The 24,378-nt window shown below is 73.8% G+C and carries 24 protein-coding genes; 15 read left to right on the plus strand and 9 right to left on the minus strand.

Going from position 1 to position 24,378, the window contains the following annotated elements; translation table 11 throughout:
• Positions 1-64 precede the first annotated feature (64 nt).
• Positions 65-1,237 carry a glycosyltransferase gene (locus ACGF3J_RS25260; RefSeq protein ID WP_393854967.1) on the plus strand — a complete coding sequence of 391 codons (1,173 nt, stop codon included), beginning with the start codon at positions 65-67 and terminating at the stop codon, positions 1,235-1,237.
• A gap of 19 nt (positions 1,238-1,256) precedes the next feature.
• Here ACGF3J_RS25260 and ACGF3J_RS25265 read toward each other — a convergent pair whose 3' ends face one another.
• Positions 1,257-2,552, minus strand: a complete 1,296-nt coding sequence (locus ACGF3J_RS25265; protein ID WP_161328456.1) for a TerD family protein — start codon at positions 2,550-2,552, stop codon at positions 1,257-1,259.
• A 290-nt stretch (positions 2,553-2,842) separates the two neighbouring features.
• On the opposite strand from ACGF3J_RS25265, the gene ACGF3J_RS25270 reads away from it, so the two are divergent.
• The 4 genes from ACGF3J_RS25270 (at position 2,843) to ACGF3J_RS25285 (ending at position 7,453) form a co-directional block, all read left to right on the plus strand.
• On the plus strand, positions 2,843-3,283 hold the full coding sequence (locus tag ACGF3J_RS25270; protein WP_161328455.1) for a DUF6643 family protein: 441 nt from the start codon (positions 2,843-2,845) through the stop codon (positions 3,281-3,283).
• Between the two features lie 42 nt (positions 3,284-3,325).
• Positions 3,326-4,153, plus strand: coding sequence for an MOSC domain-containing protein (locus ACGF3J_RS25275; RefSeq protein WP_161328454.1), 828 nt, complete (start codon positions 3,326-3,328; stop codon positions 4,151-4,153).
• A 150-nt stretch (positions 4,154-4,303) separates the two neighbouring features.
• Positions 4,304-4,906, plus strand: a complete 603-nt coding sequence (locus tag ACGF3J_RS25280) for a hypothetical protein (protein WP_393854880.1) — start codon at positions 4,304-4,306, stop codon at positions 4,904-4,906.
• A 108-nt stretch (positions 4,907-5,014) separates the two neighbouring features.
• Entirely contained in the window at positions 5,015-7,453 is a 2,439-nt protein-coding gene (locus ACGF3J_RS25285) for a right-handed parallel beta-helix repeat-containing protein (protein WP_161331046.1), read from the plus strand.
• A 31-nt stretch (positions 7,454-7,484) separates the two neighbouring features.
• Here the strand turns inward: ACGF3J_RS25285 and ACGF3J_RS25290 are convergent, their stop codons facing one another.
• On the minus strand, positions 7,485-9,734 hold the full coding sequence (locus ACGF3J_RS25290; RefSeq protein WP_237552725.1) for a hypothetical protein: 2,250 nt from the start codon (positions 9,732-9,734) through the stop codon (positions 7,485-7,487).
• Positions 9,735-10,105: 371 nt separating this feature from the next.
• Here ACGF3J_RS25290 and ACGF3J_RS25295 point away from each other — a divergent pair, with 371 nt between their 5' ends.
• Together ACGF3J_RS25295 and ACGF3J_RS25300 are read left to right on the plus strand one after the other, a co-directional pair.
• Positions 10,106-10,930 carry a DeoR/GlpR family DNA-binding transcription regulator gene (locus ACGF3J_RS25295; protein ID WP_161331048.1) on the plus strand — a complete coding sequence of 275 codons (825 nt, stop codon included), beginning with the start codon at positions 10,106-10,108 and terminating at the stop codon, positions 10,928-10,930.
• A gap of 175 nt (positions 10,931-11,105) precedes the next feature.
• Entirely contained in the window at positions 11,106-11,579 is a 474-nt protein-coding gene (locus tag ACGF3J_RS25300) for an SRPBCC family protein (RefSeq protein WP_161330428.1), read from the plus strand.
• On the opposite strand, the gene ACGF3J_RS25305 is transcribed toward ACGF3J_RS25300, so the two are convergent.
• Positions 11,545-12,729: a PLP-dependent cysteine synthase family protein gene (locus ACGF3J_RS25305; RefSeq protein WP_346346197.1), complete on the minus strand. Its 1,185-nt coding sequence runs from the start codon at positions 12,727-12,729 to the stop codon at positions 11,545-11,547. The two genes, ACGF3J_RS25300 and ACGF3J_RS25305, sit on opposite strands and share 35 nt — an antisense overlap.
• A 268-nt stretch (positions 12,730-12,997) precedes the next feature.
• Between ACGF3J_RS25305 and ACGF3J_RS25310 the strand changes: the two genes are divergently transcribed.
• Positions 12,998-13,321 carry a hypothetical protein gene (locus ACGF3J_RS25310; protein ID WP_122620713.1) on the plus strand — a complete coding sequence of 108 codons (324 nt, stop codon included), beginning with the start codon at positions 12,998-13,000 and terminating at the stop codon, positions 13,319-13,321.
• A 184-nt stretch (positions 13,322-13,505) separates the two neighbouring features.
• Positions 13,506-14,039, plus strand: coding sequence for an ATP-binding protein (locus ACGF3J_RS25315; protein WP_346346196.1), 534 nt, complete (start codon positions 13,506-13,508; stop codon positions 14,037-14,039).
• Between the two features lie 645 nt (positions 14,040-14,684).
• On the opposite strand, the gene ACGF3J_RS25320 is transcribed toward ACGF3J_RS25315, so the two are convergent.
• A complete protein-coding gene (locus tag ACGF3J_RS25320) occupies positions 14,685-14,966 on the minus strand; it encodes an SHOCT domain-containing protein (RefSeq protein WP_161330427.1) in 282 nt (93 codons plus the stop codon).
• A 206-nt stretch (positions 14,967-15,172) separates the two neighbouring features.
• Between ACGF3J_RS25320 and ACGF3J_RS25325 the strand changes: the two genes are divergently transcribed.
• The 4 genes from ACGF3J_RS25325 (at position 15,173) to ACGF3J_RS25340 (ending at position 17,345) form a co-directional block, all read left to right on the plus strand.
• Positions 15,173-15,745 carry a TetR/AcrR family transcriptional regulator gene (locus tag ACGF3J_RS25325; protein WP_161330426.1) on the plus strand — a complete coding sequence of 191 codons (573 nt, stop codon included), beginning with the start codon at positions 15,173-15,175 and terminating at the stop codon, positions 15,743-15,745.
• A 12-nt stretch (positions 15,746-15,757) separates the two neighbouring features.
• On the plus strand, positions 15,758-16,345 hold the full coding sequence (locus ACGF3J_RS25330; RefSeq protein WP_161330425.1) for a DUF4865 family protein: 588 nt from the start codon (positions 15,758-15,760) through the stop codon (positions 16,343-16,345).
• 199 nt (positions 16,346-16,544) lie between these two features.
• Positions 16,545-16,937, plus strand: coding sequence for a tautomerase family protein (locus ACGF3J_RS25335; RefSeq protein WP_161330424.1), 393 nt, complete (start codon positions 16,545-16,547; stop codon positions 16,935-16,937).
• A 9-nt stretch (positions 16,938-16,946) separates the two neighbouring features.
• A complete protein-coding gene (locus ACGF3J_RS25340; protein WP_161330423.1) occupies positions 16,947-17,345 on the plus strand; it encodes a VOC family protein in 399 nt (132 codons plus the stop codon).
• Positions 17,346-17,348: 3 nt separating this feature from the next.
• Here ACGF3J_RS25340 and ACGF3J_RS25345 read toward each other — a convergent pair whose 3' ends face one another.
• Both ACGF3J_RS25345 and ACGF3J_RS25350 read right to left on the minus strand, forming a co-directional pair.
• Positions 17,349-18,587 (minus strand): ROK family protein, encoded by a 1,239-nt coding sequence (locus ACGF3J_RS25345; RefSeq protein ID WP_161330422.1) that lies wholly within the window; start codon positions 18,585-18,587, stop codon positions 17,349-17,351.
• 37 nt (positions 18,588-18,624) lie between these two features.
• Positions 18,625-19,275, minus strand: coding sequence for an alpha-ketoglutarate-dependent dioxygenase AlkB (locus tag ACGF3J_RS25350; RefSeq protein ID WP_161330421.1), 651 nt, complete (start codon positions 19,273-19,275; stop codon positions 18,625-18,627).
• Between the two features lie 97 nt (positions 19,276-19,372).
• On the opposite strand from ACGF3J_RS25350, the gene ACGF3J_RS25355 reads away from it, so the two are divergent.
• Complete coding sequence (locus ACGF3J_RS25355) at positions 19,373-20,509, plus strand: methyltransferase (RefSeq protein WP_393854968.1); 1,137 nt, start codon at positions 19,373-19,375, stop codon at positions 20,507-20,509.
• Here the strand turns inward: ACGF3J_RS25355 and ACGF3J_RS25360 are convergent.
• Both ACGF3J_RS25360 and ACGF3J_RS25365 read right to left on the minus strand, forming a co-directional pair.
• A complete protein-coding gene (locus ACGF3J_RS25360; RefSeq protein ID WP_161330419.1) occupies positions 20,499-21,356 on the minus strand; it encodes a class II fructose-bisphosphate aldolase in 858 nt (285 codons plus the stop codon). The genes ACGF3J_RS25355 and ACGF3J_RS25360 overlap by 11 nt on opposite strands.
• 89 nt (positions 21,357-21,445) lie before the next feature.
• Positions 21,446-22,327, minus strand: coding sequence for an SIS domain-containing protein (locus ACGF3J_RS25365; protein WP_393854881.1), 882 nt, complete (start codon positions 22,325-22,327; stop codon positions 21,446-21,448).
• Positions 22,328-22,457: 130 nt separating this feature from the next.
• Here ACGF3J_RS25365 and ACGF3J_RS25370 point away from each other — a divergent pair, with 130 nt between their 5' ends.
• Positions 22,458-23,243 carry a DeoR/GlpR family DNA-binding transcription regulator gene (locus ACGF3J_RS25370; protein WP_161330417.1) on the plus strand — a complete coding sequence of 262 codons (786 nt, stop codon included), beginning with the start codon at positions 22,458-22,460 and terminating at the stop codon, positions 23,241-23,243.
• A gap of 18 nt (positions 23,244-23,261) precedes the next feature.
• Here ACGF3J_RS25370 and ACGF3J_RS25375 read toward each other — a convergent pair whose 3' ends face one another.
• A complete protein-coding gene (locus ACGF3J_RS25375; protein WP_393854882.1) occupies positions 23,262-24,257 on the minus strand; it encodes a hypothetical protein in 996 nt (331 codons plus the stop codon).
• Between the last annotated feature and the right edge of the window lie 121 nt (positions 24,258-24,378).

The following is a 24,378-nucleotide window of genomic DNA, read 5'->3' on the forward strand; positions in this document are numbered from 1 at the left end:
AGTCGATGCGCGGTCGAGGGCCGGTGGCGTGGGGCAGACTGCGCACGTGAGCGCCGACGCGTGGATGACCCCGGTGACCGTCGTATCCGCACTGTCCCTCGCGGCCTGGCTGTGGCTGCTTTTCGCGCGGGGCTTCTTCTGGCGTACGGACGTCGGACTGCCGCCCCGGGAGGAAACCGGTGTCTGGCCCTCGGTGTGCGTCGTCGTCCCGGCCCGCGACGAGGCGGCGGTGCTGCCCGCGAGCCTGCCGTCGCTGCTCGCCCAGGACTATCCGGGGCGGGCCGAGGTCTTCCTGATCGACGACGGGAGCACCGACGGCACCGGTGAGCTGGCGTGCGAGCTGGCCCGGCGGCACGAGGGGCTGCCGCTGACCGTGGCCTCGCCCGGGGAGCCGCCGGCGGGCTGGACGGGCAAGCTGTGGGCGGTGCGGCACGGCATCGCCCTGGCACGCGGGCGTGAGCCCGAGTACCTGCTGCTGACCGACGCCGACATCGCGCACGCGCCGGACAGTCTGCGCGCTCTGGTGGCGGCGGCCGGCACCGGCGGTTTCGACGTCGTCTCCCAGATGGCGCGGCTGCGCGTGGCGAGCGCGTGGGAGCGGCTCGTGGTGCCCGCCTTCGTGTACTTCTTCGCGCAGCTCTATCCGTTCCGGTGGATCGGGCGCGAGGGGAGGACCGCGGCGGCGGCCGGCGGCTGTGTGCTGCTGCGGACCGGGGCGGCCGAACGGGCGCGGATTCCGGACGCCATCCGGCACGCCGTCATCGACGACGTGGCCCTCGCCCGCGCGGTCAAGGGCTCCGGCGGCCGCGTCTGGCTGGGCCTGGCGGAGCGGGTGGACAGCGTGCGCCCCTATCCGCGGCTGCGCGACCTGTGGCGCATGGTCTCGCGCAGCGCGTACGCACAGCTGCGGCACCACCCGCTGGTGCTCACCGGCACGGTGGCAGGTCTGGCCCTCGTGTACCTGGTGCCGCCGTTCGCGGTGGTCGTCGGCGCGGCGCGGGGCGAGACGGCGGCGGCTGTCCTGGGGGGCGCCGCGTGGCTGGTGATGGCGGGGACGTACGCGCCGATGCTGCGCCACTACCGTCAGCCGCTGTGGCTCGCTCCCCTGTTGCCGTTCACCGCGTTCCTCTATCTCCTGATGACGGTCGACTCGGCGGTGCAGCACTACCGGGGGCGGGGCGCGGCGTGGAAGGGCCGCACCTACGCCCGTCCGGACGTCGTGCCCGACGAGGGCTGACGGGCCGGACGGGGTCCGTTCACTTGCGGCCGGGAGTCCAGTTCATGCCCCATCCGTAGGCGTGGTCGACGGTGCGCTGCGGACTCACGCCGCGTTCCGGCACCAGGTACCGGGCCTCGCGCTGTACGACGAGGTCGCCGCCGGTGTTGGTGATCAGCGCGAGGGCGCACACCGTGGAGGGCACGGTGCACTCGTCGAGCGAGAAGTCGACCGGGGCGCCGTACTGCGGCTGGAGGGTGACCGTGGCGTGCAGGTCGGCGAAGGAGCGGGCCCCCTGGTAGATGGTCACGAAGACGAGGATGCGCCGGAAGTACTGCCTGTGGTCGAGGCTGACCGTGAGGTTCTCGCCGGTGGAGACGGCGCCGGTGCGGTCGTCGCCGTCGAGGTGGACGAACGGCGGCCGGTCGAGGGCTCCGAAGGCGTTGCCGAGTGCCTGGACCACGCCCTTGCTGCCGTCGCTCAGTTCGTACAGCGCGCACAGGTCGAGGTCGAGGTCGTCGTGCATGGCGACCGGGCGGCCCAGTTTGCGGGCCCAGCCGGAGAACTGCTTGCGCACCTGCCAGTTGAGGTTGACGCGCAGCGCACCCGAGGTGCCGCCCTGCTTGGTCAGCGAGACCGAGGGCGCCGCCTTGGTGAGCGTGACCTTGGTCAGCCGGACCGGCGCGGCGGAAGGCGGCGCGGCCGGGGGCTGGGTGGTGACGGCGGGAGGGGTGACCGGAGGAGCGGGAGGTGCCGCGGGGGGCGGTGGGGGCGGCGTGACCGCGGGCGCCGGTGGAGTGGGCGCGGGTGCCTGCTGGGGCTCGTCCACCGAGATGCCGTAGTCCGTGGCCAGACCTTCGAGCCCGCTGTCGTAGCCCTGGCCGACGGCGCGGAACTTCCAGGCGCCCTGGCGGCGGTAGAACTCGCCGAGCACGAAGGCCGTCTCCACGGTCGCGCCCGGGTTGTCGAAGCGGGCCACCACGGTGTTCCGCGCCGCGTCGCGCACCTCGACGTAGAGGTCCGGGACCCGTCCGAACGAGCCGCCGTCCGAGGAGGCGGCGAGGATGACGGTCTCGATGGCGGGCTCCACGCGCGCGAGGTCTACGTGGAGGCTGTCGGTCACCCGCCCTCCGGCGTCCCGCTTGCCCTCGTGCCGGACCGCGCCGGAGGAGTGCGCGGGCTGGTTGTAGAAGACGAAGTCCGCGTCGGAACGCACCTTCCCGCCCACGAGGAGCAGGGCGGACGCGTCCGCGTCGGGGACCGAGGGGCCCGATCGCCAGCCCAGTTCGACCCGCAGCGCCGTCGTCGGCACCGGGGTGTTCGATCCTTTCGTCATTGTCATGTCCGCCCCCATCAGGTGTCACCGGGCCGCGTCCCGGCGCTTCGTCGCGTTCTTGGCGCCCAACCTATTCTCCCGGCCGTCCGTCCCACGCGCGGAGTGCGACGAGAGGTTCGGCCAACCGCCGGTAACCCGCTGGGAACACGGCCTTTACCTCAAAAGCACACGGCCTGACGCCCTATTTTGCCAAGTTCGCTCGCATTGGGGACACCGGGTCAGTGCGGACACGGAAAACAACCCTCTTATCGGTCTCCCCAACCAGCACATCGTGGGCTTAACTTATGGCCATGACCTCCCCCCGCTCCACTTATGGCGGCGGCTACTACTCCGCCTCCTTCCCGGACACCCCGATCTACGACTCGCTCGTGGCCGAACGGGGCACCCCGCAGATCGCCCCGATCCGGGTCCCCGCGGCGTACGACGTGCCGAGCAGTCATCTGCCCGCGCTCCCGTCCGCCCTGCCCGCCCTCCCGGCGGGTCCCTCCCAGTCCTCCTACGGCTACCCGCAGCAGGCGCCGCAGCCCGCGCCCCTGCAGCAGGCCCCGGCCGCGTACATCCCCCAGCAGGCGACCGCGCCGCGCGGGTACCCCGGTCCCCAGTACCAGCAGCAGCCCCGCCCGGCGGCGCCCGGCCCCGCGGGTTACGAGGCGATGCGCCCCGCGACTCCCCGGCCGGCCCCCGCGCCGTACCAGGACCCGTACAACCAGCAGCAGTACCGCGGCTACTGAGCCGTCCCCGGGAACGCCCGTGCCACCTGGCACGATGGCGTCATGGGGAACGCGCGACTGCAGTCGATCCACGTCCATCCGGTCAAGGCGTTCCGGAGCCTGTCGCTCCGGGAGGTCGTCGTGGAGCCCTGGGGGCCGGCCGGAGACCGACGCTGGATGCTGATCGACGACGGGGGAAAGGTCGTCACGCAACGCAAGCAGCCGCGCCTCGCCCTGGCCGCCGCCGAGCTTCTGCCCGGCGGCGGCGTCCGGCTGTCCGCACCCGGCAGGGAGCCGCTGACGGTGCCGGTGCCGCGCGGGGCGGTCACCGTCCCGGCGCAGCTCTTCCGTGACAAGGTCGAGGCCCTGCCCGCGGACGACGCGGCCGCGCACGACTGGTGCAGCGCCTTCCTCGGGGCGGAGGTCCGGCTGGTGCACCTGGACGATCCCGCGACCCGCCGGCCCGTGGACCCCCGGTACGCGCTGCCGGGCGAGACCGTCACCTTCGCCGACGGCTTTCCGCTGCTGCTCACGACAACGGCCTCCCTGGACGCCCTCAACTCCCTGATCGCGGGCGGCCCGCACGCCGCCGACGGCCCCCTGCCCATGAACCGCTTCCGGCCGAACCTGGTCGTCTCCGGCACCGAGCCGTGGGCCGAGGACGGCTGGTCCCGCGTCGCCGTCGGCGAGGTCGTCCTGCGGGTCGCCAAGGCCTGCGGGCGCTGTGTCGTGACCACCACCGACCAGGCCACCGCCGGACGCGGCGCGGAGCCCCTGCACACCCTCGGACGGCACCGCCGCGTCGACGGCAAGCTGGTCTTCGGGCAGAACCTGGTCCCGGCCCGCCGCGGCACGGTCCGGGTCGGCGACCCGGTACGGATCATCGACTGACGTGCCACGCCCCGGAGGCGGGATCAGGACACCGGCCCGGAGCCGGGAACCCGCTCCCCGGTCCGGGCGTTGGGCTTTGTGAGACGTTCATGAGAAACGGGCCGGGACGGGCCGGCCGGGGGGTGGCGGGGAGCAGGAAGGGGGGCGGACGTGCGGGCGATCCGGGGGCTGTGGCGCTGGCGGCGCAATCCGCTGTGCCGCGCGACCGACCTGGCCGAGGCATGGGTGGCACTGGCGGGTCTGTTGCTGATCCTGTCCGTGGCGCCGTTGCTCGGGGTACTCGCGGGCGGCGCCGCCCAGGACACCCTCCAGCGGTCGGTGCGCGAACAGCACGAGTCCCGGCACCGGGTGACGGCCACCGTGGTGCGTCCCCTGGAGCGCTCCACCCTGGCCGTCGATCCGGAGGGCGCCGGTGAGAGCCTGCGCAGCCGCGTCCTCGCCGACTGGACCGGTCCGGACGGCTCCCGGCACGAAGGCTCCGTCACGGTCCGCATCGACGACCCGGATCCCGGCGACCGCTTCGGGCTGTGGACGGACGAGCGGGGAAGCGCGGTGGCCCGCCCGCTGGACGGCGCGACGGCGGCCACGCACGCCGTGCTCGCCGGGATCGGCGCCGCGGTGGCGGCGGCGGCCCTGGTCGAGGCGGGCCGGCGCATGGCCGTCTGGCGCATGGTCCGCGGCCGGTACGCGCGTTGGGAGCGGGAGTGGGAGCGGGCGGGCCCGGACTGGGGCAGGACCGGCACGGGCAGCTGACGGGCTTCCGGCTCCGGTCAACTCACCACCTGCGCGCACGCTACGGTGGACCGGCCGAAGCGAATCGGCGACAACCCGCGTACGACGAGGTGGGGGCACAGCAACGCCATGGCACAGGGCACGGTCCAGGTGACGCACACCGGCACCTCGCGGTGGCGGCGCCGCACGGGTGAGTACGCAACGCTCGCCGCCGCCCTGGAGGCCGCGGCCGAGGGTGACGTCCTCACCGTCGCCCCGGGGACCTACCGGGAGAACCTCGTCGTCCAGCGGGCGGTGACCCTGCGCGGGCCCGAGGGCGGCCAGGGTTCGGTGCGCATCGCGCCCGTCGACGGCGTCCCGCTGACCGTGCGCGCCTCGGCGGTGATCCAGGACCTGCACGTGGAGGGCCAGGACGCGGCGGCGCCCGCGGTGCTCGTCGAGGACGGTACGCCGGAGCTGCTGGGCCTGAGAGTGGTCGCGCGTTCCGCCTCCGGGATAGAGGTGCGCGGCGGCGCGCGGCCCACGGTGCGGCGCTGTGTCGTCGACAATCCGGCCGGTGTCGGCATCGCCGTCCTGGACGGCGGGGGCGGCGTGTTCGAGGAGTGCGAGGTCGTCTCGGCCGGACAGGCGGGCGTCGCGGTGCGCTCCGGCGCGCATCCCCGGCTGGAACGCTGCCGCGTGCACCATGCCGCCGGTTCCGGGCTGACCGCGACGGGCGAGGGCTCCGCGCTGGAGGCCGTGGGCTGCGAGGTGTACGAGGTACGGGGCAGCGGAGTGCAGGTCACGGGCCGGGCCACCGCGCACCTGACCGACTGCGACGTGCACCGCACCACCGGCGACGGCGTCACCCTGGACACGGACGCCGTGCTCACCCTCGCCGACTGCCGCATCCACGACATCCCGGAGAACGCGGTCGACCTTCGTTCCCGTTCCGTCCTCACCCTGACCCGCACCACCGTGCGGCAGTTCGGCCGCAACGGCCTGTCGGTGTGGGACCCGGGCACGCGGGTGGACGCCAACCAGTGCGAGATCTTCGACAGCACGGGCGACTACCCGGCCGTGTGGGTCAGCGACGGCGCCACCGCGGTGCTCGACTCCTGCCGGGTGCACGACGTACCGGACGCGCTGTTCGTCCTCGACCGCGGCTCCCGCGCGGACGTCGTCGACAGCGACCTGTCCCAGGTGCGCAACACGGCGGTCTCGGTGAGCGACGGCGCCACCGCCCAGCTCGACGACTGCCGCATCCGGGACGCCGCCACGGGCGCGTGGTTCCGCGACCACGGCAGTGGCGGCACCCTCAACAACTGCACCCTGGACGGCAACCGCACCGGCGTCATAGTCACCAAGGGCGCCGACCCCACGATCGAGCGCTGCACGGTCGACTCCCCCTCGGAGGCCGGTGTCTACGTGTCGGCCGGCGGCCGCGGCAGCTTCCTGAACTGCCGGGTGACCGGCAGCGCGGGCTACGGCTTCCATGTGATCGACGGCTGCCGTACGACGCTCAGGAAGTGCCGCACGGAGCGGTGCGCGCGCGGCGGGTACGAGTTCGCGGAGGGCGGCCCGGACAGCGCGTACGACTCCGGTCCGCTCGTCGAGGACTGCACCAGCGACGAGAGCGGCGGCGCGGCGGCGACCGCCCCGGCGGATCCGGTCGTGCAGACGGTGAACCAGTCCCCCGGGCTGCTGGGCTCGATCCCCGGGCAGCGCACCACCGAGCAGGAGCCCCTGATCGCGGCCGTCGCCCCGCAGGAGCCCGCGCGGACCTCGAAGGCGGTGCTCGGCGAACTGGACGCCCTGGTCGGCCTGGACAGCGTCAAGCGCGAGGTGCGGGCCCTGACCGACATGATCGAGGTGGGCCGGCGCCGGCAGCAGGCGGGCCTGAAGGCCGCGTCGGTCAAGCGGCACCTGGTCTTCACCGGCTCCCCGGGCACCGGCAAGACGACGGTCGCCCGGCTGTACGGCGAGATCCTCGCCTCCCTCGGTGTGCTGGACAAGGGGCACCTGGTCGAGGTCTCCCGGGTGGACCTGGTCGGCGAGCACATCGGCTCCACGGCGATCCGCACCCAGGAGGCGTTCCAGCGGGCGCACGGCGGGGTGCTGTTCATCGACGAGGCGTACGCGCTCTCCCCCGAGGACGCGGGCCGGGACTTCGGCAAGGAGGCCATCGACACGCTGGTCAAGCTCATGGAGGACCAGCGCGACTCGGTCGTCGTGATCGTCGCGGGCTACACGGCCGAGATGGAGCGCTTCCTGTCGGTCAACCCGGGTGTGGCCTCCCGTTTCTCACGGACCATCACCTTCGGCGACTACGGCCCCGACGAGCTGCTGCGGATCGTGGAGCAGCAGGCCGACGAGCACGAGTACCGGCTGGCCCCCGGCACGGCCGAGGCGCTGACGAAGTACTTCACGGCGATCCCCAAGGGCCCCGCCTTCGGCAACGGCCGCACCGCCCGCCAGACCTTCGAGGCCATGGTGGAACGGCACGCGAGCCGGGTGGCCCAGCTGGCCGATCCCAGCACGGACGACCTCACCCTGTTGTACGCCGACGACCTGCCCGAACTGCCGTGACGGACCCGGCGCCCGGGCGGCCGAGGGAGCGCTAGCAGGCCCCGGTGGCGTCGTCCGCCGCCGGAACGGGCTCGGGGCCCCCGGTGTGGCGGGGCGCCGGCACCTCCGGTCGGAGCCGGGCCAGCAGCCGCCCGCGCTCCTCGGCGAAGACCGGGTCGGCCTGGTAGTCGGAGTGGCCGAGGACCGGCGCGGGCAGCGGATGGAGTTCGGTGCGGCCGTACGTCAGCGGGTCCTTGAGGGGTGCGCGGTCCACCGCGGGGCCCGGGTCGCCGGGCAGCCGCACCGGTCCGCCGATGGGGTCGGTGTGACGGTACAGATTGCGCCAGCAGTCGACCTCCCGGTGCAGCGAGGCGAGCGCCTCCGGTCCGAAGTGGGCCGGGAACCAGCGGCCGTACAGCCGCTCCAGCGGTGAACCGTAGGTGAGCAGGGCGACCCGCCTGCGGGCGGCCGGCTCCAGCTGCCAGGACGCGGCGGCGGCGAGGACGCTGCCCTGCGAGTGCCCGGAGATGACCAGCCGTCCGCCGGTGGCGCGGGTCCAGGTCGCCATCCGCCAGGTCAGGTCGGGTACGGCGCGCTCGGCGTAGCAGGGCGGTGCGAAGGGGTGGGCGGCGCGCGGCCAGAAGGTGCCGACGTCCCACAGGATGCCGATGGTGCGCCGCGCGGAGGCGTCCTTGTAGGCGCGCCTGCCCCACGTCACGAACAGTATGAAGCCGAGGCCGATCAGCCAGGAGCCCAGTGCCTGCGCGGTCTGCGCGGCACCGTGCACGACGGCGTACGTGCCGCGCGCCGCCTCACCGGGCACCTGGTCGGTCGTCAGGGCGCCCACCAGCGCTCCGGCGCCCAGCAGCAGGGTGGCGGCGGAGGTGATGGCGACGAGGAGCGGCGCCCGGTCGGTGAGGGTGGCCGTCGCGCGGGCCAGCGCGATGCGCCGGGTGCGTCCGGGGTCCCCGGCCTCCCCCGCGTGGTCGCCCTCCACGGCGTCCCGTTCCGCGCGGGCGAGGCTCCAGGTGTGCCGGGCCAGCGCGGCGCACAGCAGCAGCACGATGACGAGGAGCGGCGGGATGACGGACGCCTGCCAGGTCAGCAGGACGGGCGGGCCGTCCAGGAAGGTGCCCGTGCCGTCCATCCAGTCGGAGACGCGCTGGGCGACGCCGCCGGACATGAAGCCGCCCAGGGCGCAGGCCAGCATGACGACGGCGGGTCCGCCCAGGCCGCGGATCGCCGCGCGGGCGTCGGGGAGGCTGCGGTGGAGCAGGTGCGCGACCACGGCGAGGGCGATGACCAGCAGGCCCTGCGTCAGGGCGATGCCGCCGAAGGCCAGGTCACCGGAGAGCCGGCCGGCCGACGCCCATCCCGGGCGGTCCCAGCCGCCGTAGAGCAGGGCGAGGACGAACAGGACGAGGGCGGCGAGCGGCAGACGCCGTACGAGGTGGCGGTCGAGGCGCCGGTCGAGGCGGTTCTCGCTGCGGCCCCGGCGGCAGACCACCACGACCACGGCGACGGCACCGGCGGCCAGTGCGATCTGGAGGAGCCATCCCAGCGTGTCCAGTGCCGCGGGACCGCCCGGCCGGCGGTCGAAGCGGGCCGCGGGTGCGCCGACCGCCACCGCGATGGTCAGCAGCCCGGCGGCGGTGTGCGCGGCGCGCAGCCGGGCCACCAGGCGGCGGCCGTACCAGAAGCCCGGCCGGCCGAGGGCGGTGTGCCCGGGGCCCTCCTCGGGGTCGGACTCGCGGTCCATCGGCTGCTGCGACTCGTACGCCCGCCAGGTGCGCAGCGACAGGTACCACAGCAGACCGGTGAGGGCGGCGGGTACCGCGGCCGCGAGGGCGAGCCTGCGGCCCGGCGCGCTCCACCAGCCGCCGTCGGAGACCACCGGCGACAGGAAGCCCACCCAGGAGTGGCGCTCTGCGCACACGCGCGTGCCGGCGCACTGCCAGGCCACGAGGTCGAGCGCGACCTCGCAGGCGGCGGCGACCAGCAGCACCGTCAGGGTGAGCCCCGCGAGCCGCACCAGCAGCCCGTACAGCCGTACCGTGCGGATCCGGCCGTTCGCGGCGGGCCGCATCCAGTGGGCGAGGTTGACCACCATGAACGGCAGGAGCAGCAGCCACAGGGCGCGGGTGCCGTTGCCGGAGGTGAGGTTGCACCAGACGTAGGCCTCGGGCACCGGCCGACCGCGGTAGTCCTCGGGCCGGGACTCCGCGTCGACGTCCTCCGCGCGCCGGAAGACGGCCGCGACGTGGTCGCCGGTGACCCGCACGGTCCGCGGGTCGTCCAGCATCTCCGCGGGCGTGGTGCCGCCCACTCCGTGCACCAGGAGTTCCAGGGCGGTGCCGGATCTCCCGTCCCGCTGCTCGGCCTGTTCCACTGTCCGCACTCCCCCGTGACGCGCCGTCGGCTCTGTCCGTGCGGGCACAAGGATCTCCGTTCGACGGGCTCCGCACACCCTTCGGCACGGAATCTCCCCGAACCGTGTGACGAGTGATGCCATGACGAGACACGGGTGACATGTGCGCGACGGACGGGTGGTGGCGCGGCCGGCGGTGCGGCGTGCGAGGATGAGACGGCCGCGCACGGGTGCGGGGAGAAGTCCTCATCAGAGCGAGTGCGGCGGCGGGTCGGACGGTTTGCGGCGAAAGGACCGAAGCGTACGTGAGTGAGAATCCGAACCTCCTCGCGGAGCAGCGGCGCGCCCTGATCCTCGACGAGGTGCGCCGCCGGGGCGGGGTCCGGGTCAACGAACTGACCCGCAAGCTCGGCGTGTCGGACATGACGGTCCGTCGTGACCTGGACGCGCTGGCCCGGCAGGGTGTGCTGGAGAAGGTGCACGGCGGCGCGGTCCCGGTGGCGGAGGCGAGCACGCACGAGCCGGGCTTCGAGGCCAAGTCGGGTCTGGAGCCGACGGCCAAGGAGGAGATCGCGCGGGCCGCGGCCGAGCTGGTCGCGCCGGGTGCCGCGATCGCCCTGTCCGGCGGTACGACGACGTACGCGCTCGCACACCGGCTGGTGGACGTGCCGGACCTGACGGTGGTCACGAACTCGGTGCGGGTGGCCGACGTGTTCCACGTGGCGCAGCGCACGTCGGGGACCCGGCCGGGCACGGCGACGGTGGTGCTCACCGGCGGGGTGCGCACGCCCTCGGACTCGCTGGTGGGCCCGGTGGCCGACCAGGCGATCGCCACGCTCCACTTCGACGTGCTGTTCCTCGGTGTGCACGGGATATCGGCCGAGGCCGGCCTGTCCACGCCGAACCTGGCGGAGGCCGAGACCAACCGGCGGCTGGTGCAGTCCGCGCGGCGTGTCGTGGTGGTCGCGGACCACACCAAGTGGGGTGTCGTGGGCCTGAGTTCCTTCGCGACGCTGGAGCAGGTGGACACGCTGGTGACCGACGGCGGCCTGTCGGCCGACGCCCGCGCGGAGGTCGCCGAGCACCTCGGGCTGGTCGTGGCGGGCGAGCCCGAGCCGACGACCGACTGATCCGGGTACGCGGACGCCGGCGCGGCGATTCCCGCCCCGGCGTCCATGGCGCCCCGTGCCCCGCGTGCGCCGTCCGTCCCGTGAGGCCCCGCTGACACCGCACGCGCCCCCGGCTATCGTGGCGCCACTCGGCCGATCGTCCGCATGCGCCGCCGCGTACAAGGGGGTTGTGTCCATGGCTCACCGTCTGCGTCCGGTGGGTCTCGACTTCGTCGAGACGGCGCCGGTGCGCCTGGTCTTCGCGCGGGAGATCTCCGCCGCTCCGGACGCGGTCTTCCGCGCGCTCGCCGAGGACGTGGCCGGCTGGCCCACGTGGTTCTCGGCGGTGACGTTCGCCCGGCCCATCGGTGAGGACGCGGGGCGCGAGGTCCGGCTCCGGGGCGGGACGCGCTTCGTCGAGACGGTCCTGACGGCCGAGCGGCCCGAGGTGTACGCCTATCGCGTGGACGTCACCAACACGCCCGGCGCCCGGGCGATGGCCGAGGAGTGGCGGCTGGCGCCGGCCGGGACGGGCACGCGCGTGCAGTGGACCTTCGCGGCCGACGGTACGGCCCTGTTCCGCTTCGTGCTGGGCCGGGCCCGCCCGGGTCTTGGGCGGTCGTTCCGTGGCGCGGTCACCGCGTTGGACCGGCGCCTGACCCGTCCCTAGGGCCTGTCCGGCGGGGGCTGCCGGGTGAGTCGGGCCAGGTGCCCGTGCGCAGCAGCGTCTCGATCGCGGTCGTGTAGGGGCCGATGTCGAGGCCCTGTTCGGCGAGCCAGGTGTCCGAGTAGTACTTGTCGAGGTACCGGTCCCCCGGGTCGCACAGCAGCGTCACGACGCTGCCCCGGCGTCCCGCGGCCACCATCTCGGCGACGATCTTCAGCGCGCTCCACAGCCCGGTGCCCGTGGAACCGCCCGCCTTGCGGCCGATGGCCTGCTCCAGGGCGCGGACGGCCGCGACGCTCGCCGCGTCCGGGACCTTCATCATGCGGTCGATGGCGCCGGGCACGAAGCTCGGTTCCATCCGGGGCCTGCCGATGCCCTCGATCCGTGAGCCGCGGTCGCAGGCGACGTCCGGATCGCCGGTGGTCCAGCCCTCGAAGAAGCAGGAGTTCTCCGGATCGGCGACACAGACCCGGGTGTCGTACTGCATGTAGTGCACATAGCGCGCGAGCGTCGCCGAGGTGCCTCCGGTGCCGGCCGTGGCGACGATCCACGCCGGTTCGGGGAACCGTTCCAGCCGCAGCTGCCGGAAGATCGACTCGGCGATGTTGTTGTTGCCGCGCCAGTCGGTGGCACGTTCGGCGTAGGTGAACTGGTCCATGTAGTGGCCGCCGGTCTCGGCCGCGAGGCGTGCGGACTCCTCGTACATCCGGCGGGAGTCGTCCACGAAGTGGCACCGTCCGCCGTGGAACTCGATCAGGCGGATCTTCTCCGTGCTCGTGGTGCGCGGCATCACGGCGACGAAGGGCACGCCGACCAGTTTCGCGAAGTACGCCTCGGAGACGGCCGTGGAGCCGCTGGACGCCTCGATCACCGGGCGGTCCGGGCGGATCCAGCCGTTGCACAGGCCGTAGAGGAAGAGTGAGCGGGCGAGGCGGTGCTTGAGGCTGCCGGTCGGGTGGGTCGACTCGTCCTTGAGGTAGAGGTCGATGCCCCACCGCTCGGGGAGCGGGAAGAGGAGCAGGTGGGTGTCGGCCGAGCGGTTCGCGTCGGCCTGGACCTTGCGCACGGCCTCTTTCAGCCATGCCCGGTAGTCGGCGTCGCTGTGGTCGACGTCCAGGGTGGCGCCGGTGCGGGTCTGCGGGGTGGTGCTCACGAGGAGGCTCCTTACGCTGCGCTCCGACGGCGTGCCGGGCGGCCGACGCCTCGATCATAGACATCTTCCACACGCTTCTCACCTGCATAAACACACCTTTGGGCGCCTCAAAGGCACCCCTGGGGCGCGTCGGCACGCACGGTGGGGGCGCATTCGCGCGAGTGCTCCGGACGACCCCGGAAAGAGAGGGTGCGTACTGGTGCTGGACGCGCGGTGCGGGCAGACTGCCAGCGGGTGGGACGACCGACGCGCGCGAGGGGGCGACGGCATGGCGGACCCGGAGTTCAGGGCCACGGGAGTGCGGATCGGTAAACGGCTGCGCTCACTCACCCGGGCCGGGACGGTCCGGATCAGCGGTGGCAGGGTCGAGTTGCTCACCAGCTACGGCAGTGAGATCGACAGCGCGCCGGTGCAGGCGGTACGGGCCTCGCGCCCCTGGTTCGGCCCGCACGACCGGGCCCTCGCCGACCTCAACGGCAAGCGGTACCTGCTGACGCTCGGCGAGCGGGACCCCGCGCCGGGTGAGCCGGGCCCGCCCGCGGCCCGCCGTTTCATCGAGGCCGTGCACAGGGCGGCCGGACATCACCGTTGAGATGTCCGTAAGTTGCGGTGCCTCACCCCTTGCGTCACGCTGGTCTCACGTCACTCTGGGTTTACCGGCGATAACGCTGCGAACCAGCCCGCCGGCCATGACAGCAGGCGGCGGCGCGCCGCGTGCGCCCTGCTGGATCCGAACTCCGTGTTCTTCCGGACCTCTTTGTCGGGGAGTCGCAGCCGTGATCAGTCACCCAAGCAGACACTGCACGGTGGAGCTGCAAGCCCTGCCGTCGCGGATCGGCCAGGTCCGCAGAATCGTATCTGCGCAATTGCGCTACTGGCATATGCACTCCCTGATCGACCGGGCCTCGCTCGGCGTGACGGAGCTGCTGACCAACGTCCACCTGCACGCCCGGCCGGACAAGACGTGCACCGTGGAGATAGAGCTGCTGCTGGAGCGGCTCACCGTCTCGGTGCGGGACCACGATCCGCGCCTGCCCGTGGTGGACGACGCCGAGCCCCTCGCCACCTGCGGGCGAGGGCTCGCCATGGTGGCGGCGATGAGCGAGAGCTGGGGCGCCCGGCCGGACGGCGAGTCCGGCAAGGTCGTCTGGTTCACGCTGCCGACGTGCGGCGCCCTGGCCCCGGTCACCGCCTGCCCGCCGCGCCGCCTGGTCGAGGAGGTGCCGGCCGCCGTGTTCGCGGAGACCGAGCACGCGGTCGATCTGGGCAGCCCCCAACCCGCTCCCGCCCGGTCGGCCGTTGCCGGCTGACCGGGCGGTGACCCCTCGCTGCCGGGGGCCGTGCGGTGTGGATCCGGTACCCGGTGGGTTCGGTGGGGGTGGGGGTGCGGGTGCGGGTTCCCGTGCCCGTGCATGACCCCGTGCCCGTGCATGACCCCGCGCCCCGTGCCCGCGGAGAGCGTGCCCCGCAAGGAGTACGTCCGGCGCGTGCGCGCGCGGAGTCCCCCAACACGCGTGCCCGGCAAGGAGGACGCCCCTGCCGGGCGTGCGCGCCGTGGGGACGCCTGCCGCCCATGCCCACAAGGGGGACGCCCACCGCGGGCAGGCGCTCGGAGCACCCCGGGCGTGTGCCCGCAGGGAGTCCCCCGGCGGGGGCGGGTCGCTGCTCCGTGGCCGCGGCGCGCAGTACGGCCCGGCGGGCCGCGCGCCGGGCCGGGCGGAGGCAGGCGAGGGAGACCGCCGTGAGGCCGACGACGGCCGCCACCGCGAGTCGACGGGCGGCACGGCGAAGGCGAAGGCGGTGCCGCCGACCGGGTCCGTGACGGTCAACGCCCGTCCCTCGCCGTCGGCTTCCGCGACGCCTCGACTCAAGAGCGGCGGCGCAGTGCATCAGGGTGGGTTGCCGTGGCCCACGCGTCCCGTGATCGCCGTGAAGCGGCCGCCGGGTCGTCGTGGTCATGTCGCACCGCCCTTGCGGGTCCGGCCGAACTGCTCGTCCAGCACGGAGAGCCGGCGCCAGTACTCGTCCTCGTCGATCTCGCCGGAGGCGAAACGGTGACCGAGGACGGCGATGGGCGAGTTGTCCTCGACGGTGGGCCGTCCGGATCCGCGGCGCCCGCGCCATACGGTGCGGCGGAGCAGGGTGACGCCGGCGCCGATGACCAGCGCCCAGATCAGCGGGAAGAGCAGGATCCAGGGGCCGGGCCCGCCGTCGCCGAAGTGTGCCAGGGTCTCCATGTCGTCCAACTCCTCGGTGGCGATGTCCTTCGTGTCGCTTCCGAGCGTCGCCCCCGAGGCGGGTCCCGGTCGTCGTACCGCCAGCGGCACTGTGCGTACCCCGCGGGGAGTACGTACGCCGTCCGGGCCTGCTTCCTCCCCCCCCCGCCGGACTTCGGATGTCCTCCGCCTCGATCTCTGTAACTACTAGTATGTACACTGGATGCATGAGCACCTCGGAGCGGCTGATCGAGTCCACCCGCGAGCTGTTGTGGGAGCGGGGATACGTGGGGACCAGCCCCAAGGCGATCCTGGAGCGGGCCGGCGCCGGACAGGGCAGCATGTACCACCACTTCAAGGGCAAGCCCGATCTCGCGCTGGCCGCGATCCGGCGGACCGCCGAGGAGATGCGGGCCACCGCCGAGGGGGTGCTGGACGGTCCGGGCACGCCGTACGAGCGGATCGCGGGCTATCTGCGGCGCGAGCGCGAGGTGCTGCGCGGCTGCCCGGTGGGGCGGCTGACCATGGACCCGGACGTGATCGCCGACGACGCCCTGCGCGCACCCGTCGACGAGACGCTCGACTGGCTCAGGGCGCGCATCGCCCGGATCGTCGAGGAGGGCAGGGAGCGGGGCGAGTTCGCACCCTCACTGGACGGCGAGGAGATCGCGGCGGCCGTCGTCGCGACGGTCCAGGGCGGTTACGTCCTCGCCCGCGCGTCCGGCTCCCCCACCGCGTTCGACGCCGCGGTCCGGGGACTGCTGGCCCTGCTGGCCCCGCACGACGCCCCCACCCGGTAAGGAGCCCCGCCGATGCACGCCATGCAGTACGAGTTCACCCTGCCCGCCGACTACGCGATGGACGCCGTCCGGGAACGGGTCGCCCGCACCGGGCACCTCCTGGACGACTGGCCCGGTCTCGGCGCCAAGGCGTACCTGATGCGGGAGCGCGGGGTGCACGGCTCGCCGGTCAACCAGTACGCGCCGTTCTACCTGTGGCGCACCGTGGAGGGCATGAACTCCTTCCTCTGGGAGGGCGCTTTCCAGCGGCCCACCGACGACTTCGGCCGGCCCGCGGTCCGGCAGTGGACGGGCCTGGCCTACGAGGAAGGCGGCGCCGCCCGCTCTCCCGCGCGGGTGGCTCTCCGACACCGGCGGCCGGTGCCGGAGGGGGTGCCCCTGTCGCAGTGGGCGGCGGAGGCGGTGCGGGAGACCGGGCGGCTGGCGGCCGTGGACGGCGCGTTGCTCGCGGCGGCGGTCGTGGACACCGGCCGATGGGAACTGGTCCACTTCTCACTGCATGCCGACGAGGCGCCGGACGGGGTGACGGGCGAGGTCTTCCAGGTGCTGCACGTGTCGGCGCCGGAGCGGGAGCGGCTGCCCCGGGGGCGCCAGTGGTGAGCGCCGTCCGCGTATGCGACAGGCACGACGACCCGTTCTTCGCCGGCCCCGGGCTCCCGGTCGATGCTCCGTCCTTCGACGGGCCGTCTCGGGTCCGCCACGCCACCCACCGACGACCCGCCGACGTCCGATCCACCGACGTCCGACCCTCCGAACCCTTGAACCCCGAACCGCAGCCGTCCGAACGGGAGATGCCCGCATGCCCTTCGTCCGCATAGACGCTCACGGCACCGACGCCGACCGTCTCGACGCGCTCGGCCGGGCCGTCCACGACGCCTTGGTCGAGACGCTCGGCATCCCGCACGACGACCGGTTCCAGGTCCTCACCGGACACGACGGCACCCGCAGCGCGCTGCGGTGCGACGACTACCTCGGGGTGCACCGGGACGAGGGCATCGTCTTCGTGGCGATCACCCTCCGAGCGGGCCGGACGAGCGAGCGCAAGCGGGCGCTGTACCGCCGGATCGCCGAACTCGCCGAGACCTACGCGGGCACCGAACCCCGGAACGTCTTCGTCACCCTGACCGAGAACACCTCCGCGGACTGGTCGCTCGGCCACGGGATCGCGCAGTACGCGACGCACGGTACGTAGGCTCGGACCATGTTGAGACTCGGTGTCCCCGTCATCGGCGTCACGGACGTGCCCCGCGCGGAGGCGTTCTGGACCGCGGCGCTCGGTCTGGTCGCCACGGACGAGTGGCGGAGCGAGACCTGGCGCACGCTGCACCACGCCGACGGCTCCGGTCGCGCGCTCGGCCTGATGCGCAGCGAGTCGCCGGCCGAGCCGCACCCACGCGTCCACCTGGACCTCTACACGGACTCCACGGAGGAACAGCGGGCGGAGGTGCGGCGGCTGGTCGGCCTCGGCGCGCGGGAGGTCGACTGGGACCGCTACCCGCCCGACCCCGACTTCGTCGTCCTCGCGGACCCGGACGGCAACGTCTTCTGTGTGGTCGACCTGAGCAACGCCCCCAGCGGGGGCGCCCGGCCGGCGCACTGAACCCTAGGCCAGCGCGCCCAGCGGGTCGTCCAGGACCGGCTGCCAGGCCAACTCGGCCGCGCCGACCAGGCTGTTGTGGTCCAGGCTGCACGGCAGGATCGGTACGCCGCCGCTCTGGCCCCACAGGCTGCGGTCGGCGACGACCGCGCGCAGCCGCTCGGGGTCGGCGTCGAGGAGGGCGCGGTGGAGGCCGCCGAGGATGATGCGGTCCGGGTTGAGGATGTTCACCAGGCCCGCGAGGCCCAGGCCGAGGCGGTCGATGAGGGCCTCGGTGGCGGTGCGGACGGCCGGGTCGGTGTAGTGGTCGCGGATCAGGTCGTAGGACTGCTGGAGCAGGGAGACCTCGGGACCCGGCTCGCGGCCGGCCGCCGTGAGGAAGGCCAGCGGGTCGGCCTCCACGTCGAGGCAGCCGCGGCTGCCGCAGTGGCAGGGGCGGCCCTCGGGGTTGACGGCGAGGTGGCCGACCTCCAGGGCGAGACCCGAACTGCCCATGTGCAGGCGGCCGTCGAGGACCAGGGCACCGCCGACGCCGCGGTGCCCGGTGGCCACGCACAGCAGGTCGCGCGCTCCGCGCCCGGCGCCGTGCCGGTGTTCGGCGAGGGCCGCGAGGTTGACGTCGTTCGCGGCGAACGCGGGCCCCTCGATACCGGCGGCGCGCACCTGCTCGGCGAAGATCCGACGCACGGGCGCGCCCGCGGGCCAGGCCAGGTGCAGCGGGTTCAGGGCCAGGCCCTCCGGTTCCGCTACCGCGGACGGCACGGCGAGCCCCGCGCCGACGCAGCGCCGCCCGGTCTCCCGCAGCAGCTCCGTGCCCGTCTCGACGACGGAGGCAAGCACCTTCGCCGGATCGGCGTCGACGACCTCGCAGCCGGGTGCGGTGGCGACGATCCGGCCGCCGAGACCGACCAGGGCCGCGCGGAAGCCGTCGGCGTGGACCTGCGCGGCTAGCGCGACGGGGCCGTCCTCGGCGACCGCGAGGCGGTGCGAGGGGCGGCCCTGCGAACCGGCCGCCGCGCCGGGCCTGGCGTCGACCCGGATCAGGCCGAGCGCCTCCAGTTCGGCGGCGACGGCGCCTGCCGTGGCCCGGGTCACGCCGAGTTCCGCGGTGAGGACGGCCCTGGTGGGGGCGCGTCCGGTGTGCACGAGCTCCAACGCGGGTCCGAGCGCACCGCGCCCTCGCTCCAGCCGCGTCCTCGAGGTGGTCCCTTCCCCCGCCGCCCGGGGGTCCGCCTTGCCGCTCATGGAGGGGAGTCTCCCATGATCCGCACGTGTGGAGTGTCTAGAGGCCGCTGACCCGGAGCGTGATGTTGAGCCGCCCGGTGACCCCCAACTCGGGCGGTGCCGTGCCCGGGTGCACCCTCGGCACACCGTGGTACGCGAGCCGGGAGGGCCCGCCGAAGACGAACAGGTCGCCGCTGCGCAGTTCGACGTCGGTGTAGGGGCGGGTCCGGGTCTCCGGGTTGCCGAAGCGGAAGACGCAGGTGTCGCCGAGGCTCAGGGAGACCACGGGCGCGTCGGAGCGCTCGTCGGCGTCGCGGTGCATGCCCATGCGGGCGTCGGCGTCGTAGAAGTTGACCAGGGCGATGTCGTACGCCGCGTCCGCCGCGGCGTCGGCGCCCAGCGCGTCGGTCACCGCGCCGCGGCCCAGCTCGCCCAGCCAGGCCGGGAAGGGCTTCACCGGCGCGCCGTCGCCGTCGACGACGGTGCGGGCGTAGGCGTACGGGTGCCAGTGCCAGCCGAGGCAGACCTGCCGGGCGGTCATGGTGCCGCCGCCGGGAGTGCGGACCGTGCGCAGCCCGGCCGGGGGACGGGCCCACTCGCGGCAGGCACGCAGCAGCTCGCGCTGCCGTCCGGGCGTCAGCCAGTCCGGCACGTGGACGGCACCGGGCGCGGTCTCGGTACGGCTCCTGGGGAACAGCTCGGAGTCCATGTCCCCATCCTGCCCGCGACGCCGTCCGGTCCGCGCGAGGGGGCCTGAGCTGCGGCTCGGTTAGCCTGGGCGCACGATGAACGACCGCAGTGACCGTATGACGACGCCATGGGGCGAGCAGGTGCTGACCCGCTTTCCCGAGGACCCGCGCGACCGGCTCCGGGCCTGGGACGCCTCCGACGAGTACCTGCTCGGGCACCTCGCGGAGCGGGAGGTGCCGCTGACCGGCACGGTGGTGGTGCTCGGGGACCGCTGGGGGGCGCTGGTGACGGCGCTTGCGGGGCACCGGCCGGTGCAGATCACCGACTCCCACCTCGGCCGGGAGGCCGCTCGCGTCAACCTGGAACGGGCCGGCGCGGAGCCGGGCTCCGTGCGCCTGCTGACCACGCAGGACCCTCCGCCGGACCGCGTCGACGTGCTGCTGGTGCGGGTGCCCAAGAGCCTGGCGCTGCTGGAGGACCAGTTGCTGCGGCTGGCACCCGCGCTGCACGAGGGCACGGTCGTCGTCGGCGCCGGGATGGTCAAGGAGATCCACACCTCGACGCTCCGGCTGTTCGAACGGATCGTGGGCCCGACCAGGACCTCGCTGGCCGTGAAGAAGGCCCGGCTGATCTTCGCCACGCCCGACCCCGGCCTGCGGCGGCCGGCCAACCCGTGGCCGCTCACCTACCGGCTCCCCGACGACGTAGGACCGCTGCTCTCCGGCCGGGCCGTCGTCAACCACGCCGGCGTGTTCTGCGCCGACCGGCTGGACGTCGGCACCCGGTTCTTCCTCCAGCACCTGCCGACGGCCGGTGGCGCCCGCCGGGTGGTGGACCTGGGCTGCGGCAACGGTGTGGTCGGTACGGCGATGGCGCTGGCCGACCCCGGGGCTGAGGTGCTGTTCACCGACGAGTCGTTCCAGGCCGCGGCGTCCGCGGAGGCGACGTACAGGGCGAACGGGGCGACCGGGCAGGCGGAGTTCCGGGTGGGCGACGGGCTGGCCGGGGTGCCCGACGGCAGCGTCGACCTGGTCCTCAACAACCCGCCCTTCCACTCCCACCAGGCGACCACCGACGCCACCGCGTGGCGGATGTTCACCGGGGCGCGGCGCGTGCTGCGCCCCGGCGGCGAGCTGTGGGTGGTCGGCAACCGGCACCTGGGCTACCACCTCAAGCTGAAGCGCCTGTTCGGCAACAGTGACCTGGTGGCGAGCGACAGCCGATTCGTGGTGCTGAGGGCCGTCAGGACGTAGCGCCGACCACCTCGATGATCGTGGCCACCGCCCGCGCCATGGCCTCCCTGCCGGCGGTGAGGTAGCCGCGCGAGTCGACCGCGTCGGGGCGGGCGGCCAGGTGCTCCCGGATCGCGCCGGTCATGGCGATGTTGAGGGCGGTGCCAACGTTGACCTTGGCGATGCCGCCCGCGACGGCCGCGGCGAGTTCGGCGTCCGGGACGCCTGAGGAGCCGTGCAGGACGAGAGGTACGTCCAGCGTGCTCGACAGTGCCTTCAGCAGGTCGTGGTCGAGGGCGGCGGTGCGGCTGGTCATGGCGTGCGAGCTGCCGACGGCGACGGCCAGGGCGTCCACGCCGGACTCGGCGACGAAGGCGCGGGCCTCGGCGGGGTTGGTGCGGGCGCCCGGGGCGTGGGCGTCGAGGGGCGCCGCGCCGTTCTTGCCGCCGACCTCCCCCAGTTCGGCCTCGATCCAGATCCCCTGGGCGTGCGCCCAGTCGACGGCGGCCCGGGTGGCCGCGAGGTTCTCCGCGTACGTCAGCCGGGAGGCGTCGTACATCACGGAGCTGAACCCGGCGTCCCGTGCCTGGCGCAGCAGGCCGTCGCTCTGGACGTGGTCGAGGTGCAGGGCGACGGGCACGGCAGCGCCCTCGGCGGCGGCGACGGCCGCGGCGGCCAGGGGCAGCAGGCGGCCGTAGCGGTACTTCACGGCGTTCTCGCTGACCTGGAGCACGACGGGCATGCGCACGGACTCGGCGCCGGCGACGACGGCCTCGATGTGTTCCAGGGTGATGACGTTGAAGGCGGCTACGGCGGAGCGTGCGGCCGCGGCGCGGCCGACCAGGTCGCCGGTGCTGGCGAGGGGCACGGTCTCTCCCTTCCCGGGCGTCTGGGCACGGGTGTCGGGGGCGGTCTCGGGGACGGGCGACGGGTGCGCGCCGGGTGGGCGCGGCGGCGTCAGGGGGCGAGGATCACCGAGCGGGTGAGGTGGCGCGGGCGGTCCGGGTCGAGGCCGCGGGCGGCGGCGACGGCGACCGCGAGCCGCTGGGCACGGACCAGTTCGGCGAGCGGGTCCAGCTCCCCCGGCACCCACATCGCGCCGGTGTCCCGGACCTGGTCGGCCAGTCCCTCGGGGGCCTCGCCGAACATCCATGTGGCCGTGCCGGCGGTGCTGATGCTGATGGGCCCGTGTCGGTACTCCATCGCCGGGTATGCCTCGGTCCAGGAGAGGGACGCCTCGCGCATCTTGAGTCCGGCCTCGTTGGCCAGTCCGACGGTCCAGTCCCGGCCGAGGAAGGTGAACTGGGTGCGCTCGACCAGCCCTTCGGGCAGCGCGGCGGCGAGCGCCGTGCGGGCGTCGGCGACGACCGTGTCGGTGTGCAGGCCCAGGTGGGCGCGGAGCAGGGTGAGGGCGGTGGTCGCGAACCGGGTCTGGACGACCGACCGTTCGTCGGCGAAGTCGAGGACGACCACGTCGTCGGCGGCCGCCATGACCGGCGTCTCCGGGTCCGCGGTGATCGCGACGGTTCGGGTACTGCCCTTCAACTCCGTGAGCAGCTCGAGCACTTCGGTGGTGGTGCCGGAGCGGGTGAGGGCGACGACCCGGTCGTACGCGCGTCCCCGCGGGAATTCCGAGGCGGCGAACGCGTCCGTCTCGCCCTGGCCGGCGCCCTCGCGCAGCGCCGCCACCGACTGCGCCATGAAGTACGAGGTGCCGCAGCCGACGACGGCCACCCGCTCGCCCGCCGCGGGCAGCGCCGCCGTGTGCCCCGCCGCCTCCGCGGCGGCGCGCGTCCAGCACTCGGGCTGGCTGTTGAGTTCGTCCTCGACATGCGTCATGCGGCACACTCCCCGATCGATCGATCTGATTGTTCCTGCAAGATATAGCGACCTTTCGAGCACAATCAAGCAATCCGAGGAAGTGGACCGTGCGCTAGGGTCGGCGGGAGATCGAGGAACGGAGGCGCGGATGTCGCGCGACGCCCGCTGGAAGGCGCTGCTGGAACTGCTCGTGGAGCGGGGCCGGCTGGACGTCGAGGAGGCGGCGACCGAGCTGGAGGTCTCGGCCGCGACGATCCGCCGTGACTTCGACCGGCTCGCGGAGCAGCAGATGCTCGTGCGCACGCGCGGTGGCGCGGTCGTGCACGGGGTGTCGTACGAGCTGCCGCTGCGCTACAAGACCGCCCGCCGCGCCTCGGAGAAGCAGCACGTCGCGCAGGCGGTCGCGGCCCTGGTGGCGCCCGGGGAGGCGGTGGGGCTGACCGGGGGGACGACCACCACGGAGGTGGCGCGCGCCCTGGCCGTGCGCGCCGACCTGGCGGCCGGGACGCCCGCGCTGACGGTGGTCACCAACGCGCTCAACATCGCCAACGAGCTGGCCGTGCGGCCGCAGTTCAAGATCGTGGTGACCGGCGGGGTGGCCCGGGCGCAGTCGTACGAGTTGATCGGGCCGCTCGCGGACGGCGTGCTGGGCCAGGTGACGCTCGACGTGGCGGTGCTGGGTGTCGTCGCCTTCGACGCCGCGCACGGTGCGGCGGCGCACGACGAGGCGGAGGCGGCGATCAACCGGGTGCTGTGCGAGCGCGCCGAGCGTGTGGTGGTGGCCGCCGACTCCAGCAAGCTGGGCCGGCGGGCGTTCGCCCGGATCTGCGCGACCGAGTCGGTGGACACGCTGGTCACGGACGCCTCCGCCGACCCCGAGCTGGTGCGACAGTTCGAGGAGGCGGGGGTCCGGGTCGTCACGGCCGGCGCGTAGCAGCGGTTCGCCGGAGCGTCAGTGCCCGTGCCCGTCGCCGTGTCCGTCGCCGTGATCGTCGCCGTGTTCGGCCGGCGAGGAGGGGGCCGGTTCCGACGCGTCCGGCGCCGCTCCGGCCCGCACCGTGAAGGCGGCGGTGTGGACCTCGCCCCGGTGCCGGAAGTCCAGGAAGAGGCGGTAAGTGCCGTCGCTGGGCGCGGTGGCCGTGAAGGAGATGCCCGGGCCGGGCTTGGTGGTCCCGTCGCCGGGCTCACCGTTGGGGTGGACATGCAGGTAGGCGAGGTCACCGGAGCGCAGGGCGACGAGGTGGCCGTAGGCGCCGAGGTAGGGCTGGAGGTCGTTGACGGGTTCGCCGTCGCGGGACACCTCGAACTTCAGCTCGCTCGCCTTGCCGGGGCGCAGGGATCCGGCGAGCTCGACCTGGTAACCGTCGGTGCTGGCAGTACTGTTGACGGCGGGCATGCGCGCGGGCTCGTAGCGGCCGGAGGCGGCGAGGTCGGCGCCGAGCGTGAGGTTCTCGGCGCCCTTCCCGGCCGGGGTGAAGTCGGCGAAGACGCGGTAGCCGCCCGCGCGGGGCAGGTCGACGGGCGTGCTCCAGGTGCCGTCGGCCGCGCGCGTGGGGTGCAGGTGGCGGTAGGTGACCAGGTCGCGTGAGGCCACGATGAGGTGGAGTTCCTTGTCGTGCTCGCGTTGGTACGCGGTGACGGCCCCGCCGCTCGCGTCCCGCACCGTGAAGCGCAGCTCTTCACGCTCACCGGCGCTGACGCGCGGGGTGGCGAGGTCGAGGGTGTAGCCCTTTTCAGAGACCTGGAGCCCACCTGGCGGGGTGCTCTCATGCCCCTCATGGCCGTCGCCCTCCGGCTCCCGGGGCGCCGGCCCGCCGTGCTCGTCGTGGGGCGCGGGCGGCGCGCTCTCCTCCACGACGGGGTCCACTCCCATGCCGACGCCGTACGCGGTGCCGAAGGTCGCGGCTAGTGCGGCGGCGAAGGCGGTGATCCTCAGTCCGGTGCGCATGACGGTCGTCTCCTCGGGTTCCGGGCCTCCGGCTCGACGGCGAGTGGAGGACACTTCTTGCATTTCACAATACCCCTAGGGGGTACCTAGTCAAGCGGGGTGAACGCTTGCGTTCGATACC

It is taken from the genome of Streptomyces sp. NPDC048171, assembly GCF_043202655.1.
Lineage (GTDB): Bacteria > Actinomycetota > Actinomycetes > Streptomycetales > Streptomycetaceae > Streptomyces.

Bases quoted from the DNA above. Each gene is read 5' to 3' on its own strand.
- ACGF3J_RS25260 (WP_393854967.1), top strand. From the start codon at position 65: ATGACCCCGGTGACCGTCGTATCCGCACTGTCCCTCGCGGCCTGGCTG.
- ACGF3J_RS25265 (WP_161328456.1), bottom strand. From the start codon at position 2,552: ATGACGAAAGGATCGAACACCCCGGTGCCGACGACGGCGCTGCGGGTC.
- ACGF3J_RS25270 (WP_161328455.1), top strand. From the start codon at position 2,843: ATGACCTCCCCCCGCTCCACTTATGGCGGCGGCTACTACTCCGCCTCC.
- ACGF3J_RS25275 (WP_161328454.1), top strand. From the start codon at position 3,326: ATGGGGAACGCGCGACTGCAGTCGATCCACGTCCATCCGGTCAAGGCG.
- ACGF3J_RS25285 (WP_161331046.1), top strand. From the start codon at position 5,015: ATGGCACAGGGCACGGTCCAGGTGACGCACACCGGCACCTCGCGGTGG.
- ACGF3J_RS25290 (WP_237552725.1), bottom strand. From the start codon at position 9,734: ATGCTGGACGACCCGCGGACCGTGCGGGTCACCGGCGACCACGTCGCG.
- ACGF3J_RS25300 (WP_161330428.1), top strand. From the start codon at position 11,106: ATGGCTCACCGTCTGCGTCCGGTGGGTCTCGACTTCGTCGAGACGGCG.
- ACGF3J_RS25310 (WP_122620713.1), top strand. From the start codon at position 12,998: ATGGCGGACCCGGAGTTCAGGGCCACGGGAGTGCGGATCGGTAAACGG.
- ACGF3J_RS25320 (WP_161330427.1), bottom strand. From the start codon at position 14,966: ATGGAGACCCTGGCACACTTCGGCGACGGCGGGCCCGGCCCCTGGATC.
- ACGF3J_RS25325 (WP_161330426.1), top strand. From the start codon at position 15,173: ATGAGCACCTCGGAGCGGCTGATCGAGTCCACCCGCGAGCTGTTGTGG.
- ACGF3J_RS25330 (WP_161330425.1), top strand. From the start codon at position 15,758: ATGCACGCCATGCAGTACGAGTTCACCCTGCCCGCCGACTACGCGATG.
- ACGF3J_RS25335 (WP_161330424.1), top strand. From the start codon at position 16,545: ATGCCCTTCGTCCGCATAGACGCTCACGGCACCGACGCCGACCGTCTC.
- ACGF3J_RS25340 (WP_161330423.1), top strand. From the start codon at position 16,947: ATGTTGAGACTCGGTGTCCCCGTCATCGGCGTCACGGACGTGCCCCGC.
- ACGF3J_RS25345 (WP_161330422.1), bottom strand. From the start codon at position 18,587: ATGAGCGGCAAGGCGGACCCCCGGGCGGCGGGGGAAGGGACCACCTCG.
- ACGF3J_RS25350 (WP_161330421.1), bottom strand. From the start codon at position 19,275: ATGGACTCCGAGCTGTTCCCCAGGAGCCGTACCGAGACCGCGCCCGGT.
- ACGF3J_RS25355 (WP_393854968.1), top strand. From the start codon at position 19,373: ATGACGACGCCATGGGGCGAGCAGGTGCTGACCCGCTTTCCCGAGGAC.
- ACGF3J_RS25365 (WP_393854881.1), bottom strand. From the start codon at position 22,327: ATGACGCATGTCGAGGACGAACTCAACAGCCAGCCCGAGTGCTGGACG.
- ACGF3J_RS25370 (WP_161330417.1), top strand. From the start codon at position 22,458: ATGTCGCGCGACGCCCGCTGGAAGGCGCTGCTGGAACTGCTCGTGGAG.
- ACGF3J_RS25375 (WP_393854882.1), bottom strand. From the start codon at position 24,257: ATGCGCACCGGACTGAGGATCACCGCCTTCGCCGCCGCACTAGCCGCG.